The sequence below is a fragment of the Stenotrophomonas rhizophila genome, from assembly GCF_007667275.1.
Classification (GTDB): domain Bacteria; phylum Pseudomonadota; class Gammaproteobacteria; order Xanthomonadales; family Xanthomonadaceae; genus Stenotrophomonas; species Stenotrophomonas maltophilia_AE.
This window is the reverse complement of record NZ_VDQT01000002.1, coordinates 366,606-390,256: the sequence shown is the minus strand read 5'-3', so window position 1 is coordinate 390,256 and position 23,651 is coordinate 366,606. Positions and strand designations below refer to the sequence as shown.

Sequence of the window (23,651 nt, the reverse complement as noted above, 5' to 3'; positions counted from 1 at the left end):
CAATTCCGAAGCCGGGAACACGCCTTGCGTGGCAGGCCAGACAATTCCGAAGCTCAGTAATACCCCGAAAGATTCAAGAAGAACCCCTTCGCCTCATACCGCAGCTCAGTCAGGTCATCACTGAACTCGGTGAAGTTGTACCCCGCACCAATCTTGAAGTTCTGCCCCACCTGGCGGTCCACGCCCACCAGCCAGCCTTTCTTGTCGCCCCCCTCGCGCACGTCCAGCCAGCGGTACTCACCCATGGCCTCCCACTGCGCGAACAACCGGTAGCGAAGCTGCAACGCCGAGAAGTTGACCCGGCTGTCCAGCCATGCGCCCTCGCCGCGCCCGGTGCGGTAGTCGCCCCAGCGCCCCGCAAGCTTGGCGGCGACCTCCCAGCGGTCGCTCACCTGCATCACCCCTTCGAACGAGACGATCTGCGACTTCTGGTCGTACACGTTGCCGCCCTCCTGCCCCAGCGACGCCACGTCATACAGATAGGTGTACTTGCCGAACGCCGCCCATCGGGTGTTGTCGTGCGGCCGCCAGGCAAAGCCCAGGTTCGACTCCACCAGCTTGGCGTCGGCCAGCGGGTTGCGCCTGTCATCGGTGTCGGCGTAGTTGGCGCGCAGGGCGATGCGCCAGTCTTCGTTGACCTTGTACAGCAGCCGGTTGGTGGTCACCCACTGGCGGCGGTCTTCGGCCCCTTCGTCGCGGCGGTATTCCAGCTTGCTGGTCCACTGCGTGTCGGCATCGGTGCGGCCGCCGTTGACGCTGTAGGCGCGGCGATCGACACGGCCGGTGGTGGCGTCCAGTTCGCCGTCCATCACCGTGAAGCCCAGCGTCCAGCCCTGCGCCGGATAGAAGTCCATGCCAAAGGTATGCACCAGCCCCGCGCTGTCGTCGCGGCGGTCCTTCAGGTACTGGCTTTCATTGAACACGTTGACCTGGCTGCTGAGGCGCCAGCGCTGTCCCAGGGTCCAGCCCGACTGCAGCCCGGTGTCGTACAGCGGGTCGGTAGTGGTCCGGTCGGTGCTGTAGCTGTAGTTGCCGTAGAAGCTGTGCTCGGGCGTCATCCAGTACTCGCCTTCGAGCTTGGCGCCGTCGCCGCGGCTGCCGCTGCTCACTTCCGCGCCCAGGCTGGAGCGGTTGCCGAACAGATAGCGCGCCCCCAGCGTGGCCAGGTCGTTGTCTTCGTAGGCGCCGCCGTCGTCGTCCACGGTCAGCTGCCCTACCCCGTACAGCTCCCACTTGGCGCCCAGCCGCTGCCGATAACTCAACGCGGCCAGCGTGCCATCCACGTCGGTGCCGGCATTCTCTTCGCGCACCCGGCGCAGTTCGGCGTCCAGCTGGCCATCGTTGCCCAGCCGCCAGTCCATGGTCAGCTGCGACTGCTCCACGGCCACCTCGCCACGCTCGGCACGGCTGTGCCGACCGTAGAGGCTCAGGTTGTCGGTGAAATAGCCCAGGAATTCGGCACCGTATTCTTCCAGTGCCAGCCCGCTGTCCATGCGTGACACCGAGAAGCCGGCGTCCACGTCACGCCACCACGCGCCCATGCTCCAGTCCTGTTTCGTCCAGCCCAGCTCGCGCAGGTTGGCGCGCGCTTCCACCGCGCGTGCATCGCCCTTGCGGTCGCCGCTGACCGGATTGCGCTGGATGAAGCTCAGGCCGCCGTTGTCCGAATAGAAGATCGGTGCGGCGGTGGCTTCTGTGCGGGTCTGCTCCAGCTTCAGGTAGGTGCCACGGCCGGCCTGCAGGGTGAGGTCGGCGCCCATCAGGCTGTAGTCGTCGCCACTGCGGTTTTCGTCGACGTAGGTACCGCCGACCGCCACGTGGTCGCCGAACCACTGCTTGCCGCGCAGGCCGGCGCTGACGTCATCGGTGCTGAAGCCCAGCGGGATGTACTCGTAGTCCACCAGCAGCAGCTGGTCATAGCCATCCAGCGGCGTATCGCGGGTCAGCGTGCGCACGTTCTCCCGGGTGATCTGCGACAGCGCGCGGGTCAGGAACAGGCGACCCTGGATCTCGTTGATCTCGTAGTCCACGCCGCGCTGCAGGTTGGTACGTACTTCCGTCCTGCCCGTGGTGCGGTCGCGCACTTCCAGCACCACCTGCTCCGAACCGGGCAGCAGGTCGGTGTGGCGCAGGTAGTACAGGCTGCCGCCGGTGCCGAGGAACTCGCTGTGACCGAGTGCGGACTGCGCTTCGGAGCCGAAGGCCTTCAGCAGCGAACGCGGGTCGCCCAGCGGCGTGGTCGCACGCGAGCGCCAGCTCACCGCCGCGCCGTACAGCGAACGCACGTACTGGCCATACTCGGTGCCGGTGAAGCCGGTGGCGAAGTTGCCCCACAGCGCCTGGTTCTGGTCCCAGTCCACGCGCACGTACAGCTTGCCCTGGGTATCGATGTCGCGATACGTGGTGGAGTCGTCACCGTACACCGGGTAGTACTGGTCCGGGTCGAGGCGGCGGAACACATCGCGGGCGTCGGCATCCAGGAAGCCGTCGAACAGGCGCTTCAGTTCGCGGTCGTAGGTGTCGGCCTGCGCGGTGACCAGGTACTTCCCGCGCAGCTTGCTCTTCAGATAGAACGCCAGCCGGCCTTCGCTGAGGAAACTGTCGTCCTGGTCGCGGTCGGCCGCGAGCGGGTCGAGGTTGCCGCTGGCGGTGTTGCTGGACAGGGTGACATCGGCCAGGGCCACCAGGAAGCGGTAGCTGCCGGTGACGTCCACCGCCAGCGTGCGGGTCAGCGACGGCGCGTCCATCGCCTCCACCTGCACGGTGTAACGGTGCTGGCCGATCGGCTCCAGGAACTCGGCGGCGAACTTCTGCTCCAGGTCCACCGGGAAGCTCTGGCCGTTGATCATGACCCGTGCGTTCGGGCTGAGCCCGCGCCCGTAGATCCGCACCCGCGACCCGTAGATCGGGATGTTCTGCTGGCGCAGCGCGTTCTGGCCGTAGATGGCGTTGCTCAGCTGCTGGGCCTGCGCATCATCGCCACTGAGTACCCGGCCGAGCGAACGCTGTACGTCGTCGCGGACCAGCTGGGTGCCGCGCTCGTAGTCGGTGGGCAGCACCAGCTGGAAGCGCTGCGCGTTGGTTTCATCGAACGAGCCATCGCGACCGTATGCACGGGCGATGTACTGCAGGTCGTCGCCGACGCGCAGGTTGAGGTTGTCCGGCAGCTGCCCGTCCCATTCGGTGTTGCCGACATAGTCGACCGGCATCTCGATGCGCGCCAGCGGCGTGACCAGGTCGGTGTCGCTGCCGCGGTAAATCACAACCTCCAGCCGCTCGATGAACGAGGCGTAGTTGTTGTAGCCGTGGAAGCGCAGCGGCTTGGTCAGGCGGCCGTTCTCGAACGGGGCCATGGAACCGGTCTGTACATTCAGCACCGGCGCCGACAGCGCCGGGTCCTCGGTTGCCCAGACCACCGCGCCATCCGGGAGCTCGGTGGCCGACGCACCATTGGGTGCCGGCACGACCGCGCCGGGTTCCGAGGGACCGACGGGAGCATCCGCAGCCGGACGCAACTGCAGCAGCAGGTCGTTGCCCTGCCGGCAGCCGTCCACCCCGCACAGCGTGGTGGGCACTTCAGGCACCGGTTGCGGCGCCTGTGCGTGCGTGGTCGGCAAGCACAGCACCGACAGGAACATCAGGAGGCTGAGTGAGGTCTTGCAGTTCATGGTCATCTCCTCAGCGGTCCGCACGGTCGGCGGGGCGGGCCGGTGCAGCGGGCTGCACCTGGACCTGCACACGCGCGGCGGTTTCATCGGACAGGCGTGGCAGCAGAGCCTTGCGCAGTGCGTCGGCGCGCTGCCCGGCCAGTGCAGGCGAGGCCTGGCCAACCGCGACGTCGACCTGCCCCCCGCCCTGCGCCTCCAGCGTGCGTGCTGCATGCGCCAGCACGGTCTCGGCGGCGTTGCCGAGCGTGGCCTGGCCAGGCACGAACAGCCCCTCCCCTACCTCCAGCACCGACTGCGGTGGCCCGGCGTTGAACCTGCCTTCGGGCAATGCCACGCCGAAGTCGAAGCGCACCGGCAGCCCCGGGGTGATCCGGCGCAGCAGCGGGTTGCGGGTGGTGAAGCGCGCGTCGGCCGGCAACGTGGTCGGATCGACCTTGAGGATGAAGTTGCGTCCGCGCGCCTGGCCGCCGTTGATGCCGACCAGGTGGTAGCGGCCGTACGCATCGGTTTCGATCACCAGGCCTTCCACCGATGCCACGCGGACACCGGGGATGCCACGTTCGCCTGCGTCCTGCACGCCGTTGCCGTTGCGATCATTGAATACGCTGCCGATCACCAGGCTTTCGTCCAGCAGCGGATCGCCGATCACCTCCACGTCGGCCGAGGCCACATTGCTGATGGTGGTACCCAGCACGTCATTGGCGGTAATGCGGTTGGTGTGGACGCCCAGCCCCACACCCGCCCCCACCCGCAGGTAGTACACCAGCGTGGCCGATCCACCGGCGCGGATGTCCAGGCCGTCGATGCGCAGCGGTGCCACGCCGCTGGCGCGTGCAGAATTGTCGATGTCCTGCGCTTCGAACCCGCCCGGAATGAAGGTGAAGCCGCTGGGCAGGGTGTCGAACAGGGTGACGCCCAGCGCGTCGAAGTCGCCCATGTTCTCCACGGTGACCACGTAGCGCACCACGTCGCCCACCTTCACGCTACGCTGGGTGGCCTGCTTGGTCAGGCGCAGCACCACCGCATCGGCGGTGACTACTACGTTGACCCAGCCTTCCACGCACACCGGGGTCGGCATCGAGGCATCGCAGATGTTGTAGCTGAAGTTGTCCAGGCCGCTGTAGCCGACGAAGGCCGTGTAGACGCATTCGCCGTTGCCGCAGGTTGCACGGCCGTTGGCTGCCACCCGGCCCAGTCGCATCGACGCCGGATTGATGCGCGCGCCGCTGGTGGTCAGGTTGTCCAGCAGCGGCACGGTCGTGGTGGTGCCACTGAGCACGGTGATGTTCTCGTCCACCACGTCCACGTCGTTGAGCTGGGTCTGCACATTGACCGTGGCGCTGCTGCAGACCGTCGGCGTGGCCTGGTTGCACACGGTGTAGCCGAAGCTGTCGGTGCCGCTGAAGTTGGTCATCGGCGTGTAGCGCACGCTGCCGTCCGGCAGTACCACCACCGTGCCCATGGTCGGCGCGGTGGTGATGGTCACCGCCACCGTGCCCGGGTCGAGCGGGACGCCATTGGCCAGGTCGTTGGCCAGCACCGGTACGTCGACCGCGGTGTCCTGCGGCGTGCTGGCCTGGTCGTTGTTGGCCACCGGCACGCTGTTCGGCGCCGCCGCCAGGGTGACCGAAAGCGTCCCGACCGCGCATACCGTGGGCTGCGACACCAGGCAGATCTGGTAGGTGGTGGTGTAGGTCGTCCCCGGCGTGCCGGCAGTGACGTCGACGCTGCCGTCGGGCTGGATGGTCAGCACGGGGGTATTGGTCGGCGTCAGCACCACCGTGGTCGGGTCCACGGGCGTGCCGTTCAACGTGTCGTTGGTCAGCACGTTGGTCACCCCGGTGGCGCCGCCCGGGGGCACGCCGGGCACGCTGTCGTCGTTGGCCACCAGGACACCCGCACTGGCCAGCGTGACCGAGACCGTGCCGATGTCGCACACCGCCGGCTGCGCCACCAGGCAGATCTGGTAGGTGGTCGTGTAAGTGGTGCCGGGCGTGCCCGCCGCGACGTTGACACTGCCGTTGGGCTGGATGGTGATCGCGGCGGTGTTGACCGGCGTCAGCACCACGGTGGCCGGATCCAGTGCAGCACTGTTGTAGGTGTCGTTGGCCAGCACGTTGGCCACCCCGTTGGCACCGGCGGCCGGCACATTCGCCACGGTGTCGTCCACCGCGTCGAGCAGGCCCGGGGTGGTGGCCAGGGTGACCGACACCGTGCCGATGTCGCACACCGTCGGCTGTGCCACCAGGCAGAGGCGGTAGGTGGTGGTGTAGGTGACCCCCGGGGTACCGGCCGCCACGTCCAGGCTGCCGTTGGGCTGGATGGTCAGCGCCGTGGTGTTGTTCGGGGTCAGCACCACCGTGGCCGGGTCGAGCGCGGCGCCGTTGAAGGTGTCGTTGGCGAACACGTTGAGCACGCCGAGCGCTCCGGTCGCCGGCACGTTGCTGGCGCTGTCGTCCACCGCGTCCAGCAGCGCGGCCGTGACGGTCACGCTGACCGTGGCGGTGTCGCACACGTTGAGGTTCGGCGCGGGCAGGCACACCTGGTAGGTGAAGCTGTCGGTCCCGGTGAAACCGGCGTTCGGCGTGTAGCTGATGGTGTTGTCGCCATTCACCACGGCAGTGCCGTTGGACGGCGGCACCAGCACGGTGAACACCGCGCCGACCGGCAGGGTGTCGTTGGCACCCACGGCCAGTACGGTGGTGCCGGTCCCGGCGGGCAGCGCGTCGTCGGCCGCATCCGGGCGCACCGCGACCAGTGCGGTGGCCTGGGCGCAGTTGCTGGGCTGGGCGTTCTCGCACACCTGGTAGGTCAGCGTGGTCGCTGCCGGCAGCGTGCCCGGCGCCACGGTGACCACGCCGTTGGCGGCCATGCTGTAGCCCGGCACGCTTCCGACCAGCGACGCGGTCACCGGCGTGGTGCCCGGAATGATCGCGGCACCGTTGAAGGTGTCGTTGAGCAGCACGCTGGCGGTGGTGCCGCCGGTCGGCGCAACCGGCGCGCCGCTGAAGTCATCGGGCTGTGCGACCAGCGCGCTGGCCGTCACCGTGAGGCTCACCGATGCCGTATCGCACACGCTGCCGTTCGGTGCGGGCAGGCACACCTGGTAGGTGAAGCTGTCCGCACCGGTGAAGCCGGCGGTCGGCGTGTAGCTGATGCTGCCATCCGGATTGACCACGGCGGTGCCATTGGCCGGCTGCACCGGGAGGGTGATCGTCGGGTTGAGCGGCAGCGTGTCGTTGGCGGTCACCGCAAGCACCGTGGTGGCGCCTGCCGCAGCCGACAGCGTGTCGTCCGCGGCGGCCGGGCTGACCGCCACCAGCGCGGTGGACTGCGCACAGTTGGTCGGCACGGCGGTCTCGCAGACCTGGTAAGCCAGGCTGACCGCCTGCGGCGTGGTGCCCGCAGCGACCGTCACCACGCCGTCGGCGGCCATGCTGTAGCCCGGCACCGGGCTCGACAGCGAGGCCGTCACCGGGGTGGTGCCGGGCACGATGGCAGCACCATTGAAGCTGTCGTTGAGCAGCACGCTGGGCGTGCTGCCACCGGCGGCCGGTGCGATCGGAGCGCTGCTGAAGTCATCGGCCACGGCAGTGACCGTGGTGACGGCGACGGTGATCGAGACCGTTGCGGTGTCGCACACAGCGGCACCCGGCGCGGGCAGGCAGGCCTGGTAGGTGAAGCTGTCGGCGCCGGTATAGCCGGCGTTGGGCGTGTAGCTGATGGTGCCGTCGCCGTTGACGGTGACGCTGCCGTTGGCCGGACCAGCCGGCACGGTGATGGTCGGATTGACCGGCAGGGTGTCGTTGGCGATCACGTTGAGTACCGTGGTGGTTCCGGCCGCTGCGGTCAGCGTGTCATCGACCACGACCGGGCTGACCGCGACCACGGCGGTGGACTGCGCGCAGTTGGTCGGCACGGCCACTTCGCACACCTGGTAGCTGAGCGTCACCGCCGCCGGCGTGGTGCCGGGAGCGACGCTGACCACGCCGTCGGCGGCCATGCTGTAGCCGGTCACCGGGGTCACCAGCGATGCCGCGACCGGGGTGGTCCCGGGCACGATGGCCGCACCATTGAAGGTGTCGTTGAGCAGCACGCTGGCGGTGCTGCCGCCGGTTGCCGGCGCGATCGGCGCCGCGGTGAAGTCATCGGCCACCGCGGTGAGCGTGGTGGCGCTCACGGTGAGGGTCACCGTAGCGGTATCGCAGACACTGCCGCCCGGTGCGGGCAGGCACAGCTGGTAGGTGAAGCTGTCCGGGCCGGTGTAGCCGGCGGTCGGGGTGTAGCTGATGGTGCCGTCGCCATTGACGACGGCGGTGCCGTTGGTCGGTGGGACCGGGAGGGTGACCACCGGGTTCAGCGGCGCGGCGTCGTTGGCCAGGACGTTGAGCACGGTGGTGGTACCGGCGGTGGCCGGCAGTGCATCGGCCACCGCATCGGGGCTGACCGCCACCACCACGGTGGCGCCGGCGCAGTTGGTCGGCACCGCGTTCTCGCACACCTGGTAGTTCAGCGTCACCGCGGCGGGCGTGGTACCGGCCGCAACGGTGACGACACCGTCGCCGGCCATGCTGTAGCCGGGCGCAGTGGTCAGCAGCGATGCGGTCACCGCCGTGGTCCCGGGCACGATGGCGGCACCATTGAAGGTGTCGTTGAGCAGCACGCTGGCGGTGCTGCCGCCGGTCGCCGGTGCGATCGGTGCCGCGGTGAAGTCATCGGCCAACGCGGTGAGCGTGGTGGCGCTCACCGTGAGGGTCACCGTGGCGGTGTCGCAGACGCTGCCGCCCGGTGCGGGCAGGCACAGCTGGTAGGTGAAGCTGTCCGGGCCGGTGTAGCCGGCGCTCGGGGTGTAGCTGATGGTGCCGTCGGCGTTGACCACGGCGGTGCCGTTGGTCGGCGGGACCGGGAGGGTGACCACCGGGTTCAGCGGCGCGGCGTCGTTGGCCAGCACGTTGAGCACGGTAGTGGTGCCGGTGGTGGCCGGCAGCGCATCAGCCACCGCATCGGGGCTGACTGCCACCACCACGGTGGCGCCGGCGCAGTTGGTCGGCACTGCGTTCTCGCACACCTGGTAGTTCAGCGTCACCGCAGCGGGCGTGGTGCCGGCGGCAACGGTGACGACACCGTCGCCGGCCATGCTGTAACCGGGCTCGACGGTGAGCAGCGTGGCGGTCACCGGGGTGGTGCCCGGCACGATCGGCGCGCCGTTGAAGGTGTCGTTGAGCAGCACGCTGGCGGTGCTGCCACCCGGCGCCGGTGCAATGGGCGCGGTGGTGAAGTCGTCGTTGACCGCGGCAAGGCCGGTCAGGCTGACGGTGACCGCCACCGAGGCGGTATCGCAGACGGACGCGCCGGGGGCCGGCAGGCACACCTGGTACGTGAAGGTGTCTGCGCCGGTGAAGCCGGCCGTGGGCGTATAGGTGACGGTGCCGTCGCCATTGACCACGGCGACGCCATTGGCGGGGGCAACCGCGATCGTGATCACCGGGTTGGCCGGCAGGGTGTCGTTGGTGGCGACATCGAGCACGTTGGCGGTGCCCGCCGTGGCCGGCAGGGCGTCGTCCACCGCGACCGGGCTGACCGCCACCACAGCGGCGGCGGCGGCGCAGTTGGTCGGGACGGCGGTCTCGCAGACCTGGTAGTTCAGGGTCACCGCGGCAGGCGTGGTGCCCGGCGCCACGCTGATCACGCCGTCGGCGGCCATGCTGTAGCCGGTTTCCACGGTCAGCAGCGTGGCGGTCACCGGGGTGGTGCCCGGCACGATCGTCACGCCATTGAACGTGTCGTTGAGCAGCACGCTGGCGGTGCTGCCACCGGCTGCAGGCGCGATCGGCGTCGCAGTGAAGTCATCGGCCGCAGCAGTGAGCGAGGTCACCCCCACCGTAACGGCGACCGTGGCGGTGTCGCAGACACCGGCTGCCGGCGCGGGCAGGCAGACCTGGTAGGTGAAGCTGTCCGCGCCGGTGAAGCCGGCCGTGGGCGTGTAGCTGATGGTGCCGTCGCCGTTGACGAGCGCCGTGCCGTTGGTCGGCGCGGCAGCGACGGTCACGGTCGGTGCAAGCGGAGCGGTGTCGTTGGCCAGCACGTTGAGCACGGTGGTAGCGCCGGCAGTGGCCGGCAGCGCGTCGTCGACCGCGTCCGGGCTGACCGCGACCACGGCCGTGGCACCGGCGCAATTGGTCGGCACCGCGTTCTCGCAGACCTGGTAGGTGAGCGTCACCGCTGCCGGCGTGGTACCGGCGGCCACGGTGATCACGCCATTGGCCGCCATGCTGTAGCCGGTGACCGGCGAGGACAGCGAGGCCGTCACCGCCGTGGTACCGGGGATGATCGCGACACCATTGAAGGCGTCGTTCAGCAGCACACTGGGGGTGCTGCCGCCGGTCGCCGGCGCGATGGGCGTGGCGGTGAAGTCATCGTTGGTCGCGGTGAGCGTGGTGGCGCTGACGGTCAGCGACACCGTGGCGGTGTCACAGACACCGGCACCCGGCGCCGGCAGGCACACCTGGTAGGTGAAACTGTCTGCACCGATGTAGGCGCCGGTCGGGGTGTAGGTGATGCTGCCGTCGCCGTTGGCCACGGCCGTGCCGTTGGCCGGCGCGCCGACGATGGTGACCACGGGGTTCAGTGGTGCGCTGTCGTTGGCGAGCACATTGAGTACGTTGGCGGTGCCGGCGGTGGCCGGCAGGGTGTCATCGTTCGCCGCCGGGCTGACCGCCACGACCGCGGTGGCAGCGGCGCAGTTGGTCGGCAGGGCGGTCTCGCAGACCTGGTAGCTCAAGGTCACCGCAGCCGGCGTGGTGCCTGGCGCCACGCTGACCACGCCGTTGGCGGCCATCGTGTAGCCGGTGACCGGACTGATCAGCGTGGCGGTCACCGGGGTGGTGCCCGGCACGATCGGTGCGTTGTTGAACGTGTCGTTGAGCAGCACGCTCGCGGTACTGCCGCCGGTTCCCGGCGCGATGGGCGACGCGGTGAAGTCGTCGTTTGTCGCGGTGACCGTGGTCGCCGTCACCGTGAGCGCCACCGTCGCGGTATCGCACACGCTGCCATGCGGCGCCGGCAGGCACAGCTGGTAGGTGAAGGTATCGGCGCCGACGAACGCACCGGTGGGCGTGTAGCTGAGCGTGCCATCGGCGTTGACCACCACGCTGCCGTTTGCCGGCGCTGCGGTCACGCTCAGGACGGGGGTGAGCGGCGCTGCGTCGTTGGCCAGCACGTTGAGCACGGTGGTGGCACCGGCGGCGGCCGGCAGCACGTCGTTGACCGCGTCGGGGCTCATCACCACAACGGCGGTGGCCGTGGCGCAGTTGCCGGGCAGCGCGGTTTCGCAGACCTGGTAATCCAGCGCGATGGAACCGGGCAGCGTGCCGGCCGCCACCGAGATCACGCCATTGGCGGCCATGCTGTAGCCCGACGCCAGCGTGACCAGCGAGGCGGTGACCGGGGTGGTGCCGGGCACGATGGTCACGCCGTTGAAGGTGTCGTTGAGCAGCACGCTGGGCGTGCTGCCACCCGTGGGCGGGATCGGGCTGGCGCTGTAGTCGTCGTTGACCGCGACCAGGGCGCCTGCGGCAATGGTGATCGCGACCTGTGCGGTATCGCAGGTGGTGCCATCCGGCGCGGGCAGGCACACCTGGTAGGTGAGCGTGTCCGCACCGCTCTGCCCGGCGGTGGCGGTGTACTGCAGGGTGCCATCCGCGGCGAGCACGGCAGCGCCCTTGGTCGGCAGCTGGGTCACCGTGAAGGTGGCACCGGCCGGCACATTGTCGTTGGCGGCCAGGTTGAAGCTGCCCGGCTGGGTGCCGGTGACGCTGGCGGTGTCATCGGCCGCATCCGGCGCGATCAGCACCTGTACGCCGGCCGTGTCGCAGTTGGTCGTGGAACCGAGTTCGCACAGGGCGTAGCTCAGCGTGGTGGCACCCGCGGGGGCAAAGCCGGCCACGGTGATGACGCCAGCGTCATCGATGCTGAAGCCGGCCGGTGCACCGACCAGGTTCACGGTCACCTGCAGCGGGTTGACCGCGGCACCGTTGAAGGTGTCGTTGCCCAGCACGCTGGGCGTGGTGCCGCCCACGCCGGGCGCGAACACCGGCGCGCGGAAATTGTCGTCCAGCGCGTCGAGGGTGTTGGCGACCACGGTGATGTTCACCGTGCCGGTATCGCAGGTCGCGGCGTCCGGGGCGGGCAGGCAGACCTGGTACTGCGCGGTCTGCGCGCCGGCGGCGGCGGGCGTGTAGCTGAAGCCGCCATTGGCCTGCAGGGTGAACGTGCCCGCGGTCGGCGGCGTCAGCAGGGTGTAGCTGGCGCCGGCCGGTGCGTTGTCGTTGAGGCTGACGTCGCCCACCAGCGGCTGCCCGGCCGGCGTGGTGTAGGTGTCGTCGGCGGCAGCGGGCGCGATCAGCAATGCCACCTGCGCGGTGTCGCAGTTGCCGGTGGCGCCGGCTTCGCACAGTTCGTAGGTGATGCTGAGTGCGCCGGCGGCGGCACCGGCCGGCACATTGATCACCCCGGCAGGGGTGATGGTGAATCCCGGTGGCGGCGCGTTGACCAGGCTCAGGGTGACCTGCGCGGCCGTGACAGGGGCGGCGTTGAAGGTGTCGTTGCCCAGCACGCTGGCGGTGCTGCCGCCGGTCACCGGCGAGATCACCGTGGCGGTGAACACATCGTCCACCGCGTCGATCGTGTTGGCCGCGATGATCACGCTCACCGTGGCCGTCGCGCAGGTGCCACCGTTCGGCGCCGGCAGGCAGACCCGGTAGTCGAAGGTGTCGGTACCGGTCGTGCCGGGATTAGCGGTGTAGGTGAGCGCGCCGTTGCCGGCAAGGTCGATGCTGCCCAGCGTCGGCGCGGTGAGCGCGAAATACTGCGAACCGGTCGGTGCATTGTCGTTGAACGCAACCGTGCCGCTCACCGACTGGCCGGCCTGCACGTTGAAGGTGTCTGCCAGCGCGGTGGGCGCCACCAGCAGCTGGACGTCGGCATCGTCGCAGTTGCCCGGCACGGCCACTTCGCACAGGCGGTAGCTGAGCGTGACAAAGCCGGAGGGAATGTTCGCGGCCACCGCGATGGTGCCGGTGGTCGGGTCCAGGGTGTAGCCCGGCGTGGTCGAGAGCAGGGTCGCGGTGACCGTCCCCGGTACCACCGCGCTGCCATTGAGGGTGTCATTGCCCAGCACGCTGGGCGTGGTGCCGCCGGCCGCCGGGACGGGGGTGGCGAAGGTGTCGTCGTTTGCCAGCAACGCATTCGCGCCGAGGGTGACGGTGACGGTCGCGGTATCGCAGACGCCCGGATTGGGTGCCGGCAGGCAGACCTGGTAGCTGAAGGTGTCGGTACCGGCGGCGGTCGCGTTGGGGGTATAGGTGAAGGCGCCATCGCCATCGATGACCGCCGTGCCCTGGGTGGCCTGGGTGACCAGCGAGAACGCTGCGCCAGGCGCGGCGATGTCGTTGGTGCCCACGTTGCCGAGCGCGGGTTGCCCGGCACCGGGCGTGGTCACCGCGTCGTCAACCGCATCCGGCCCGACCACCAGCTGCACGTTGGCGGTGTCGCAGAGCGTGGGCGCGCTGGTGAGGCAGATGCGGTAGGCCAGGGTCACCGCGCCGGCACTGGCCCCTGCGGGCACGCTGATGAAGCCGCCTGCGTCCATCACGTAGCCAGCCGGGGCAGTGATCAGCGTGGTGGTCAGGTTGGCCGCCACCACCGGAGTGCCGTCAAAGGTGTCGTTGACCAGCACGCTCGTGGCCAGCGTGCCGCCGCTCTGCGCCGGCACCGGGGTTGCGGTGAAGTCATCAGCCACCGCGTCGATGACGCTGGCGTTGATGTTCAGCGTCACCGTGGCGGTATCGCAGGCGGCGCCATTGGGTGCGGGCAGGCACAGCTGGTAGCTGAAGGTGTCGGTGCCGGTCGCCCCCGCGTTGGCGGTATAGGTGAAGCTGCCGTCACCAAGCAGCTGCAGGGTGCCTTGGGTGGGCGCGGTGCCGATCTGGGTGAAGGTCGAGTCGACCACGTAGTTGTCGTTGTCGCGCACGTTGCCGATCAGCTGCGCTCCGGCCTGCACGGCGTAGCTGTCGTCCACGGCATTCGGCCCGACCACCAGCAGCACGTTGGCGGTATCGCAGTTGGCCGGTGATGCCTGTTCGCACAATTGGTAGGTCAAGGTCACCGGGCCGGCGGCGGCGGTGGCCGGCACGTTTACGGTGCCATCGGCGGCAATGCTGTAACCCGACGGCGCACTGGTGAGCGACACGACCATGTTGGCGGCCACCACCGCGACCCCGTTGAGGGTGTCGTTGGTCAGCACGCTGGCGGTGGTGCCGCCGGCACCGGGCGGCAACGGCGCGGCCCGGAAGTCGTCGTCGTTGGCCAGCAGCGCCGCCGCCTGCACGGGAATGGTGGGGGTGGTGGCGGTGTTGTCGCCCGGGGTCGGGTCGGTGGTGCCCAGCGGCGGCGTGATCGTGGCCACGTTGGCGGCGATGGTGGCCGGTGTGGTGGTCGGCGCGGTGCCGTTGACCAGCACCACCAGGACCTCACCCACGCCGACGTTGACGCCGATGTTGACGTTGCCGGTGCCCGATGCCGCCGCGCACTGCGTGCTGGGCGAGACCACCGCGCAGGTCCAGCTGACGGCGGTCAGCTGCGCCGGCACGCTGTCGACCAGGGTGGCGCCCACCGCCTGCGACGGCCCCAGGTTGCGCAGCTCGATGCGGTACTGCACCGCGCCGCCGGCGGCGACCGGCGTAGGCGTGGTGATGGTCTTGGACACGCTCAGCTGCGCGCTGGCGGCCAATGTATTGCTGTCGCTGCTGGTGTTGTTGCCGGGGGTGGGATCGGAAATGTCGGCCGGTGCGGCGACGGTGGCGGTGTTCACCAGCGGGTTGCGGTAGGCCTGCGCCTGCGCTCCGCTTGCGACCAGGGTCGTCAGCAGGATGCCGGCCAGCGGCAGCGCGCGGGCGCGCAGGCAGCGGGCAGCGAGCTGGGAAAGGAAGCGTCGGGCGCTGGCGGTCGACATGCAGGAATCCTCGAAAGCAGCGCGCAGGCGTTCGGCCGCGCACCACGTATTGCGACGTTGCTGTCGGCGCGCCACCGGGCGCGCCGGGTGGATACGGCTAGTACGCGGCAGGGTCGGCGCTGAAGATCACCGGCACGGTGATCGTTGCCTGCCCGCCGTTGATCAGGTCCACACCCAGGCTCACCCCATTGGTTCCCGCCGCACCGCCACTGGCGGCGCTGCAGACGCTTCCCGCCGACGCGATGCAGCTCCATGGCGCGCTCAGCGTGGCGCCGGCCGGCAAGGTGTCGGTTACCTGCGCCGCCGTGACCGGATCGGGCCCGGCATTGCTGACGGTGATGACGTAGCTGGCGGTTCCGCCGGGGGTATAGGAACCGCTGCCATCGGACTTGGTGATCGACAGATCGGCCTGGCGCGTGCGGTTGGTGATGCGGCACACCACGTTGAGCGGCTGCGCCGACAATGCCGGCGAGGTGAAATTGAAGTTCTGCCCGGTACCGCTGGTCAGCGTGGTGCCGGCCTGGTCCTTGCACTCCCAGGTGCTGGCGTAACGCGCAAGCACCGTGGCGGTCCCGGCGGTTTCAGCCAGTGTGTAGACCGTGCCGGGCGTGGTCACCACTGCGGTGGTGGCGCCGTTGTTGCCGACATTGGCCACGCTGGCCAGCACCGTGGCGCCCTGCGCCACACTGAGGTTGAACAGCCCCGGGTCGGTGGTCGGCGCCAGCGTCTTGACCAGCTGCACGGTAGCCGCGCAGCTCTGCGAAATGCTTTCCACGGTGAACACGGCCTGGCCGATGCGGATGCCCAGCAGGCCCAGCAGGTTGTCCACCACGCCGCCCAGCACCGCGCTCAGCACCGGCGCCACCACCGTGTTCACGACCGGCCGCAGGACCGGCAGGAGTGTCTGCACCACCGCATTGACGATGCTGTTCACCGGCAGCGGCAGCTGCACGAGGTTGTTGACCAACCGCACCACCGGCGTGCCACTGGTGATGCTGATGTCCAGGCTGTTGACCAGGCTGGTGACCAGTGCGGTGGCACTGACGGTGCCCGCCGAAAGCGTGCGCGTCTGTGGGTAGGGTCCGGTGAACACCACCGACTGCGTCGACGGCGTCCCCGTGGCAACCGCCCGCAGCGACACCGTCAGCGGCACGTCGACGTCGGCCACCTTCAGTGCGGAAAGCAGGCTTACCGCGACGGTTACGTTGAGCGTGGTCGCATTGATCGGGGTGACGCTGGCGGGGGTCAGCACTGCGGTGCGATTGAAGAACACGGCATCGCTGATGGTGCCGATGTACAGGTTGACCAGGCCCGGACGGGCCTGCAGGGTCACCGCACTGCTCGCCAGGTTGACGGCATTGATGGTGCCTTCGGCGCGGGCGATGTCGGCATAGACCGACAGGTGCAGCAGCGAAGCGGTGATGGTGGTGCCGGACAGCGACACCAGCCCGGCAATGTTCAGCCCATTGAGTGCATTCACCAGCGGCGCGATGGTCAGGCCCTGGGCGATATCGAAGTCGAACTTCAGTCGGATCGCGGCACTGTGGAAGCCGGTACCGACCGGGCCGCAGTTGTAGGTAGGCGGTTCGACCACCTGCGCCCAGACGCGGACGTTGGCCAGGCCGCCGAGCCCCAGCGGCGCGAGCTGCGCGGTGGTCAGGGTGATCGGGGTGGGCGTGGTGACCACGTTGCGGAAGTTGTACAGCTGCACGCCGCCGGTGATCAGGTCGAGCACGTCCAGGTTGACGTTGGCCAGGGAACCGGGCGGCAGGCTCACCTGGAGCAGGTCGGCAAGGCGGATGGTGCCGGTCAGGCCGCTGATCGCGGGGGTGAGCAGGTTCAGCGCATTGGCCGCAGCGGTCTGTCCGTCCGCCTGCAGCACCGAAATCAGCGCGGCCTGCAGTTGACCGAGGGTGATGTTCGCATTCAGCACCTGGCTCGGGTCACTTACGACAACACCGCCATTAAGTCGGGTCAGCAGCGCATTCAGATTGACGTCGGCGCCGGCAAGGCTGTTCCAGTCCAATGCGGTGAGATTGATATTCGTGCCCGGAAGCAGCGTGGAGAACAGCAGATTCAGCACCGGACTCTCGGCGCTGGTCACCTGCACCAGCCGCGGCCCTGCGGAAACGCACGCGCCATTCGCGGTGCAGGCGTCCTGCGCCTTCACATTGGAAACTGCGCCAAATAATGAGAGCCCCATCACAATCAGGGTTAATATTCTCACCAAGCTGAATCGCCCTGACGCGGCATTCACACCCCAGACTTTATCCATCTTCCGTCCCCCTTCGCCGAGCCGCATTGCTCCAGCACGGCCGGCTAACCAACCATGAGCAGCATGCGGGGCCTGCTTTTTCGACGTTTTTTGAATTGCCAGCCATCGTTGGCCGGTTAATGCTTTAATTACGTCGGCAATCGGATAGACGCAAACGGGAAGAGGTGAAGACGCCAGTTAGCAGCACTGACGTTCACGGGGGAGCAGATGGGAAACCCTTGGGCGGCAGGCACGTGTAGTGATTCTGTACATCCGTGGAAAAGAATCACTGCCCGGTCAGTATCGATAACTACCCATCGTGAAAATGGACAGGCAAGGGAGATTCCAATGCTGTCGATGTCGGATCGAATTCGAGCAGCAAGGACCACGGCGGGGCTTTCTCAGACGCAATTGGCCCTGGAAACCGGAGTGAAACGCAGTGCGGTCGCGCAATGGGAGCGTAAGGAGGGCACTACCCCAAGCGTGTCGCATCTGGCACAAATCGCCGTGGTCACCCGCGTGCGATTCGAATGGCTGGCGACCGGGAGGGGGGGTGCCAAGCCGGATGGTGACGCGCTGCACGGCACCGTGCAGCCCAACGCCGATTACGTGCAGAACGACCTGGAGGGCAACATCCTGTCGCTGGTACGGCGCCTGCCGCCGCGCAAGCGCAAGGTGGCCCACGACATCATCCTGATGCTCGGCGGGTAAGGCACCCGTCGGTCGTTACCCCGGGATGTGCAGGGCCGCGCGCGGCGGCAACGACCAGTCGATGCCGCCCTGGCCGCGCCGCTGCAGGTAGTCGTTGGTTGCGGAGAAGTGTCCGCAGCCGAGGAATCCGCGGTGCGCGGACAACGGCGAGGGATGCGGTGCCTTCAGCACGCGATGGCGCCGGGTGTCGATGACCTTGCCCTTCTGCTGCGCGTAGCTGCCCCAGAGCAGGAACACCAGGCCTTCATGCTCGCGGTTGAGGGTGTCCACCACGTGGTCGGTGAATCCTTCCCAGCCGCGCTTCTGGTGCGAACCGGCCTGCCCTGCTTCCACGCTCAGCACCGCGTTGAGCAGCAGCACGCCGCGCTGCGCCCATGGCAGCAGGCAGCCATGGTCGGGGCGTGGCAGCCCCAGGTCGGCTTCCAGCTCCTTGTAGATGTTCAGCAGCGACGGCGGCACCGGTACCCCGGGCAGCACTGAAAAGCTCAGGCCATGGGCCTGGCCGGCGCCGTGGTACGGGTCCTGTCCGAGGATGACCACCTTGACCTGCTCGAACGGGGTGGCGTCGAAGGCGGCGAAGATCTGCGGCCCGGGCGGGAACACCTGTGCGCCTGCCGCCTTGCGTTCGCGCAGGTAGGCCGACAGCGCCCGCATCTCCGGACGCAGCAGGTAATCGCCGATGCGGGCCTTCCAGCCGGGTTCCAGCTGGATGCCCGCGTGCGCGTCGTCGTTCATCGCACCGCGGGTCTGTCGTTGAGGCGGGACAGGCGCAGCTGGAACAGCACCTTGGTGACCAGCAGCCGCTCTTCGATCGGCTTCTGCACCAGGTCGTTGGCGCCGGCCTGCAGCAGGCTGGACTGGTTCAGGGGGTTGCCGTCACCGGTCATCACCAGCACCGGCAGGCGACGCTTGCCGTAGCCGAAGTCCACGCGTACCCGCTCGACCACGTCCAGGCCGCTGAGTTCGCCCTTGAGCGTCACGTCGGTCAGTACCAGGTCGATGCGGTGGCTGCTGCGACCCAGCGATTCGGCGGTGAGCAGCGCGAAGGCTTCTTCCGCGGTCATCACGTGCAGCACGTTCAGGCTCTGCCGCTCGAGCATGCGCTTGGTCGCTTCGGCCACCACGCGGCTGTCTTCCACGTACAGGATGGTCGCGCCGGGAATGCTTTCCGGCTGCACGTAACCGCGGATGAAGGTCGCCAGCGCCTCATGCCCCAGCGCCTTGTCGAAATAGTCGGTGACGTACTCGGTGAAGCGACGCTGCTCCAGGTGCTGCTGCGCATCGCCGGAAACCACGATCACCGGCACGTAGGCCTGCCCGGCGGTTTCGCGCACCAGCCGCGCCAGCGCCAGGCCGTCGCCATCGCTGAGCGTCAGCGAGGTGGTGACCAGGTTGACCGGTCCGGCCTCCAGTGCCATGCGTGCGTCCTCGATGCTGGCGCAGCCCACCACCTCCACGGCCGGCAGCTCGCGCTGCAGCACGTCGGCGATGAGCTTGCGGACCAGCCTGGAACCGTCGACCACCATGACGCGCGGCGCGTCGTCGACCAGGTGCTTCAATACTTGCGGACGCATGCAGGAGGAACCTCAGGTTTCGGTCGGACGGGTCTGGCGCAGGAAATGCCCCGTCACCAGCCACGCGCCCAGCCAGCCCAGCACCACGGTGCCGACCAGCACGAGCGAGGAATGCAGCAGGTCCAGCCCATGCAGGACGAACGGGCTGGCATAACTTTGCGACAGCGCCGCCAGCGGCGGGCGCAGCGCGAGGCCGGCAATGCCGACCAGCGCAAGCGCGAGCGCGCCGGCGCCCAGGCCGTACCACGCGCCCAGGTACAGGAACGGCCGCCGGATGAAGCCGTCGCTGGCCCCCAGCAGCTGCAGCACGCCGATCTCGTCGCGGCGCGCCTGGATGTCCAGCCGCACCGTGTTGCCTACCACCAGCGCCGCGCCAAGGCCCAGCAGCACCGACAGCACCTGCACCAGGCGCGTGCCGAAGCCCAGCCAGGCATCCAGGCGCTTGCGCCACAGCGCGTCGTGCTGCACCAGGTCGGCCTGTGGCAGGCCTTCCAGCGATTGCGCCAGGCGCCCGTCGTCGGCGCCGTTGGCCGGGGTGATGATCAGCAGCGATGGCAGCGGGTTGTCGTGCAGCGCATCGATCGCTTCGCCCAGCCCGGCGCTGTCGCGCAGTTCGGCCAGGCCCTCATCGGGCGAACGCAGGGTCACGCTCGCTACGTCGGCGCGGCCACGCAGCGTGTCGGCCACCTGCCTTGCCGCTGCGGCGTCGACGTCGGTCTTCAGGAACAGGTTGACGTCGCGCGACTGCTGCACGCTGCCGGCGAAATGCTTGAGGTTGTCCAGCGCGATCGACAGGCCCAGCGGCAGCGCCAGCGCCAGTGCCATCACCATCACGGTCAGCAGGGTGGCCCACGGCTTGCGCCAGGCGCGGCCCAGGCTGAACACCACGCTGTGGCCGTGGTGGTGCAACCACACGCCCAGCCGCGACGGCGCGGCAGCTTCCTTGTTGGTGGGCGTGGTCATTCGGCCAGGTCCTGCGGCGAGATGTCGTCGATCAGCTTGCCGTGGTCGAGGATCAGCACGCGCTTGCGCATCGCACGCAGCAGCGCCAGGTCATGGCTGACCACCAGCACGCTGGTGCCGCGCGCGGGCAGCTCGGCGAACAGCGCCATGATTTCCGCGGCCAGGGTGGGATCGAGGTTGCCGGTCGGTTCGTCCGCCACCAGCAGCTTGGGCTCGCCGACGATCGCGCGGGCGATGCCGACGCGCTGCTGCTCACCGGCCGACAGCTGCGACGGCAGCGCCTTCTCGCGGTGGCCCAGGCCCATGCGCTCGAGCACCGAGCGCACGCGCTTGCCGATGTCGCCACGCCGGGTACCGCGCAGGATCAGCGGCAGGGCCACGTTCTCGGCGATGCTGCGGTCCATCAACAGGCGGTGGTCCTGGTACACGGCACCGACCGCGCGGCGGTGGTGCGGAATATCGCCACCCCGCACCTTCAGCAGGTTGCGCTCGTCGAACACCACCGCGCCGCGGCTGGGCCGTTCGTCGAGGTGGATCAACTTGAGCAGGGTGCTCTTGCCGGCACCGGAGTGCCCGGTGACGAACAGCATTTCACCGGGCGCGACATCGAAGCTGACGTCCACCAGTGCCTGGTGGCCGCCCGCATACTGTTTGCTGACATTGTCAAAACGCAGGACGCTCATTCCTCCGATTATGCAGGAGGAGGATGGCGGCGTGGGGATGGCGTGTCGCCCGACCAACGGTCGGGCGCTACCGTTGATCGGTTTTGGAATGCCGCCCCGCCAATGGTGGGGCGCTACGCGGTAGGTAACGACCGTTGGTCGTTACGCCCCTGAAAGCATCCGGCGGATCTTGCGGCCGATGCGGGTCAGGAAGCCTGCACCCGGGTCAGCGGCCGTCGCGGTGTTGCGCATCGACTTGGCGGTGACCTGCACCGGCGTCACCGGCTGGCTGGCGCCGCCTTCGGTCGTGGCGCCTTCGACCGGACGGCCGTTGCGACGACGACGACGCTTGCGCGGTGCACGCTCGCCTTCCGGTGCGCCTTCCGGTGCACCCTCGGCACGCGGCGGGCGCGGCGCAGGAGCGGCCTGGGCGGCCACTGCGGGTGCGGCAGCGTCCACTGCCACGGCAGCCTGCTCGCCTTCCACGCGCGGCTTGCGCGGGCCACGCGGCCGGCGCTCGCCGCTGCGCTCACCACTACGCTCGCCACGGCCAGCACCGCCACCGGAGCGGCTGCCGCTGGAAGAACGACCACCACCGCGGCGCTCTTCTTCGGCCGCACGCGCTTCGCGGGCCTCGCGGAAGATCTGGCCGACGCTTTCGTTCTCGTCGCCTTCTTCGCCGGGCGCCGCCGGAGCGCGCTCCGGGCGCGGCAGCGCGGTCAGGATCTCGCTGGTAACCGCTTCAACCGGGATCTTCTGTTCGATATAGGCCTCGATGTCCGGCAGGCCCATCGCATAGCGCTCGCAGGCGAAGCTGATCGCATCGCCTTCCTCGCCCAGGCGGGCGGTACGGCCGATGCGGTGCACGTAGTCTTCAGCGTCGAACGGCAGGTCGTAGTTGTAGACGTACTTGATGCCGTCGATGTGCAGGCCGCGCGCGGCCACGTCGGTGGCCACCAGGATTTCCAGCTGGCCCTTCTGGAAGCGGTTGAGCAGGCTCTCGCGCTTCTTCTGCGGCACGTCGCCGGACAGCACGCCGACGCGGTAGCCGGCCTTTTCCAGCGAACGCGCGACGCGCTCGACAAAGACCTTGGTGTTGACGAAGACCATGGTGCGCGCGCCTTCGCTGCGCGACAGCAGGCCCAGCAGCAGCGGGATCTTCTCTTCGTCGGCCGGGAAGTAGATGCGCTGGCGCACGCGTGCGGCGGTGATCGACTCGCTTTCCACCACCAGCTTCTGCGGCTCGTTCATGTGTTCATAGGCCAGCTCCAGCACGCGGTGGCTGAGCGTGGCGCTGAACAGCAGGGTCTGCCGGGTGGTGCGCTCGGGCATGCGGCGCAGCAGGAAGCGGATGTCCTTGATGAAGCCCAGGTCGAACATGCGGTCGGCTTCGTCGAGCACGCAGATCTCGCAGGCGTGCAGCGAGACGACCTTGTGCTGCTTGACGTAATCGATCAGGCGGCCGGGGGTCGCGATGATCACGTCCACGCCCTGCTGCAGCAGCTCGCGCTGCTTGTCGTAATCCACGCCGCCGTACACCAGCGCGAAGCGCAGGCCCAGGTCCGAGCCGAACTTCACCGCATCCTTGTGGATCTGGATGGCCAGTTCGCGGGTCGGCGCCAGGATCAGCGCGCGCGGGTCTTCCGGCTTGCGGTCGGCCAGCGCCGGGCGGGTCAGCAGGCGGTTCACCACCGCGACCAGGAACGCCAGCGTCTTGCCGGTACCGGTCTGGGCCTGGCCGGCCACGTCGCCGCCGGGCAGTGCCACCGGCAGGGTCAACGCCTGGATCGGGGTGCAGCGGGTGAAACCAGCGCCTTCAAGGCCCGCCTGCAGGGCCGGATGCAGCTCGAAGGAGGAGAAAGTCAAATCGGTCAGCGGTTTGTCGCTCATGGGTCCGTCTTGGTAAGGCCAGCCGACGGAAGCGCGGGTGGCTGGCTTGCAATCTTGGGGGGCACCGTCGCCACTGCGGGCCCTGCGCCGGGAAGGGCGGAGGCCGGACCGAACCGGTCCCGGGGCGCCGCACAATGCCCCAGTTTAGCGCAAAGCCGCGCCCCACCCGTCGCAACCCTTCGTGAGACGTAGAGCCACGCCCTGCGTGGCTGCCTCGTGAAGGGTCGAATCCCCACCCTTCACCGCCCCAACCCCCAGTTGAACACCGGCTCGTGCCGCGCTGGAACCCTTCCGCCCCCCACCACATATCGTTCCCGCCAGCCCCGGCAAAGCGCGATGACGGTCACAGGACGATTCTTTCCACCCTGCGCCTGCCACCCCGCGACGATAGGGGTACACTGCCGGCCGTGAGCGTCCAGGCATCCATCCCTCCGGCCCCGCCGGGTGCACTCCAACACGAGAGACCAAGATGAGCGACAAGGTTGTACATGTCAGCAGCGCTGACTTCGAAAGCACCGTACTGAACTCCAAGGAACCGGTCCTGGTCGATTTCTGGGCGGAGTGGTGCGGCCCCTGCAAGATGATTGCCCCGGCACTGGATGAGCTGGCCGACGCCTATGACGGGCGCGCCAAGATCGCCAAGGTCAACGTCGACGAACAGCGCGAACTGGCGGCGAAGTACCACGTGCGTTCGATCCCGATGCTGCTTGTCTTCAAGGACGGCGAGGTCAAGGCCCAGCAGATCGGCGCGGTCGGCAAGGCCCAGCTGGCGGGTCTGCTCGACAAGGCCCTGGCCTGACCTGTACCCCGGCAGCCGGTCCCCGGCTGCCCCGCGGGCCCCACGCCCGCATGAATGACCCTGCCCCACCCGGCTTGCGCGCCGCCGCGAGCCGGTGTTAGTGTCGGCACATCCGGCCG

The 23,651-nt window shown here is 68.7% G+C and carries 10 protein-coding genes; 2 read left to right on the top strand and 8 right to left on the bottom strand.

Annotated elements, in window-relative coordinates:
• Positions 1-53: 53 nt before the first annotated feature.
• From FSZ13_RS07785 to FSZ13_RS07775, 3 genes are all read right to left on the bottom strand, one after another.
• Entirely contained in the window at positions 54-3,668 is a 3,615-nt protein-coding gene (locus tag FSZ13_RS07785) for a hypothetical protein (protein ID WP_186308873.1), read from the bottom strand.
• 10 nt (positions 3,669-3,678) lie between these two features.
• A complete protein-coding gene (locus FSZ13_RS07780; RefSeq protein WP_145478974.1) occupies positions 3,679-14,679 on the bottom strand; it encodes an Ig-like domain-containing protein in 11,001 nt (3,666 codons plus the stop codon).
• 97 nt (positions 14,680-14,776) lie between these two features.
• Entirely contained in the window at positions 14,777-16,762 is a 1,986-nt protein-coding gene (locus FSZ13_RS07775; protein WP_145478973.1) for a DUF11 domain-containing protein, read from the bottom strand.
• Positions 16,763-17,281: 519 nt separating this feature from the next.
• Here FSZ13_RS07775 and FSZ13_RS07770 point away from each other — a divergent pair.
• Positions 17,282-17,644: a helix-turn-helix domain-containing protein gene (locus FSZ13_RS07770; RefSeq protein ID WP_145478972.1), complete on the top strand. Its 363-nt coding sequence runs from the start codon at positions 17,282-17,284 to the stop codon at positions 17,642-17,644.
• A 15-nt stretch (positions 17,645-17,659) separates the two neighbouring features.
• On the opposite strand, the gene ung is transcribed toward FSZ13_RS07770, so the two are convergent.
• From ung to rhlB, 5 genes are all read right to left on the bottom strand, one after another.
• Entirely contained in the window at positions 17,660-18,379 is a 720-nt protein-coding gene (ung, locus tag FSZ13_RS07765; RefSeq protein ID WP_145478971.1) for a uracil-DNA glycosylase, read from the bottom strand.
• Positions 18,376-19,218: a response regulator gene (locus FSZ13_RS07760; RefSeq protein ID WP_145478970.1), complete on the bottom strand. Its 843-nt coding sequence runs from the start codon at positions 19,216-19,218 to the stop codon at positions 18,376-18,378. The genes ung and FSZ13_RS07760 overlap by 4 nt, the downstream gene beginning before the upstream one ends.
• A 12-nt stretch (positions 19,219-19,230) precedes the next feature.
• Positions 19,231-20,181 carry a permease-like cell division protein FtsX gene (ftsX, locus tag FSZ13_RS07755; RefSeq protein WP_145478969.1) on the bottom strand — a complete coding sequence of 317 codons (951 nt, stop codon included), beginning with the start codon at positions 20,179-20,181 and terminating at the stop codon, positions 19,231-19,233.
• On the bottom strand, positions 20,178-20,864 hold the full coding sequence (ftsE, locus tag FSZ13_RS07750; RefSeq protein WP_145478968.1) for a cell division ATP-binding protein FtsE: 687 nt from the start codon (positions 20,862-20,864) through the stop codon (positions 20,178-20,180). Before ftsE ends, ftsX begins: the two co-directional genes overlap by 4 nt.
• Positions 20,865-21,005: 141 nt before the next feature.
• The gene (gene rhlB / locus FSZ13_RS07745) at positions 21,006-22,733 is read right to left on the bottom strand and encodes an ATP-dependent RNA helicase RhlB (protein ID WP_145478967.1); all 1,728 of its coding nucleotides are present in this window, start codon (positions 22,731-22,733) and stop codon (positions 21,006-21,008) included.
• A gap of 469 nt (positions 22,734-23,202) precedes the next feature.
• Between rhlB and trxA the strand changes: the two genes are divergently transcribed.
• Entirely contained in the window at positions 23,203-23,532 is a 330-nt protein-coding gene (gene trxA / locus FSZ13_RS07740) for a thioredoxin (RefSeq protein ID WP_145478966.1), read from the top strand.
• Positions 23,533-23,651 lie beyond the last annotated feature (119 nt).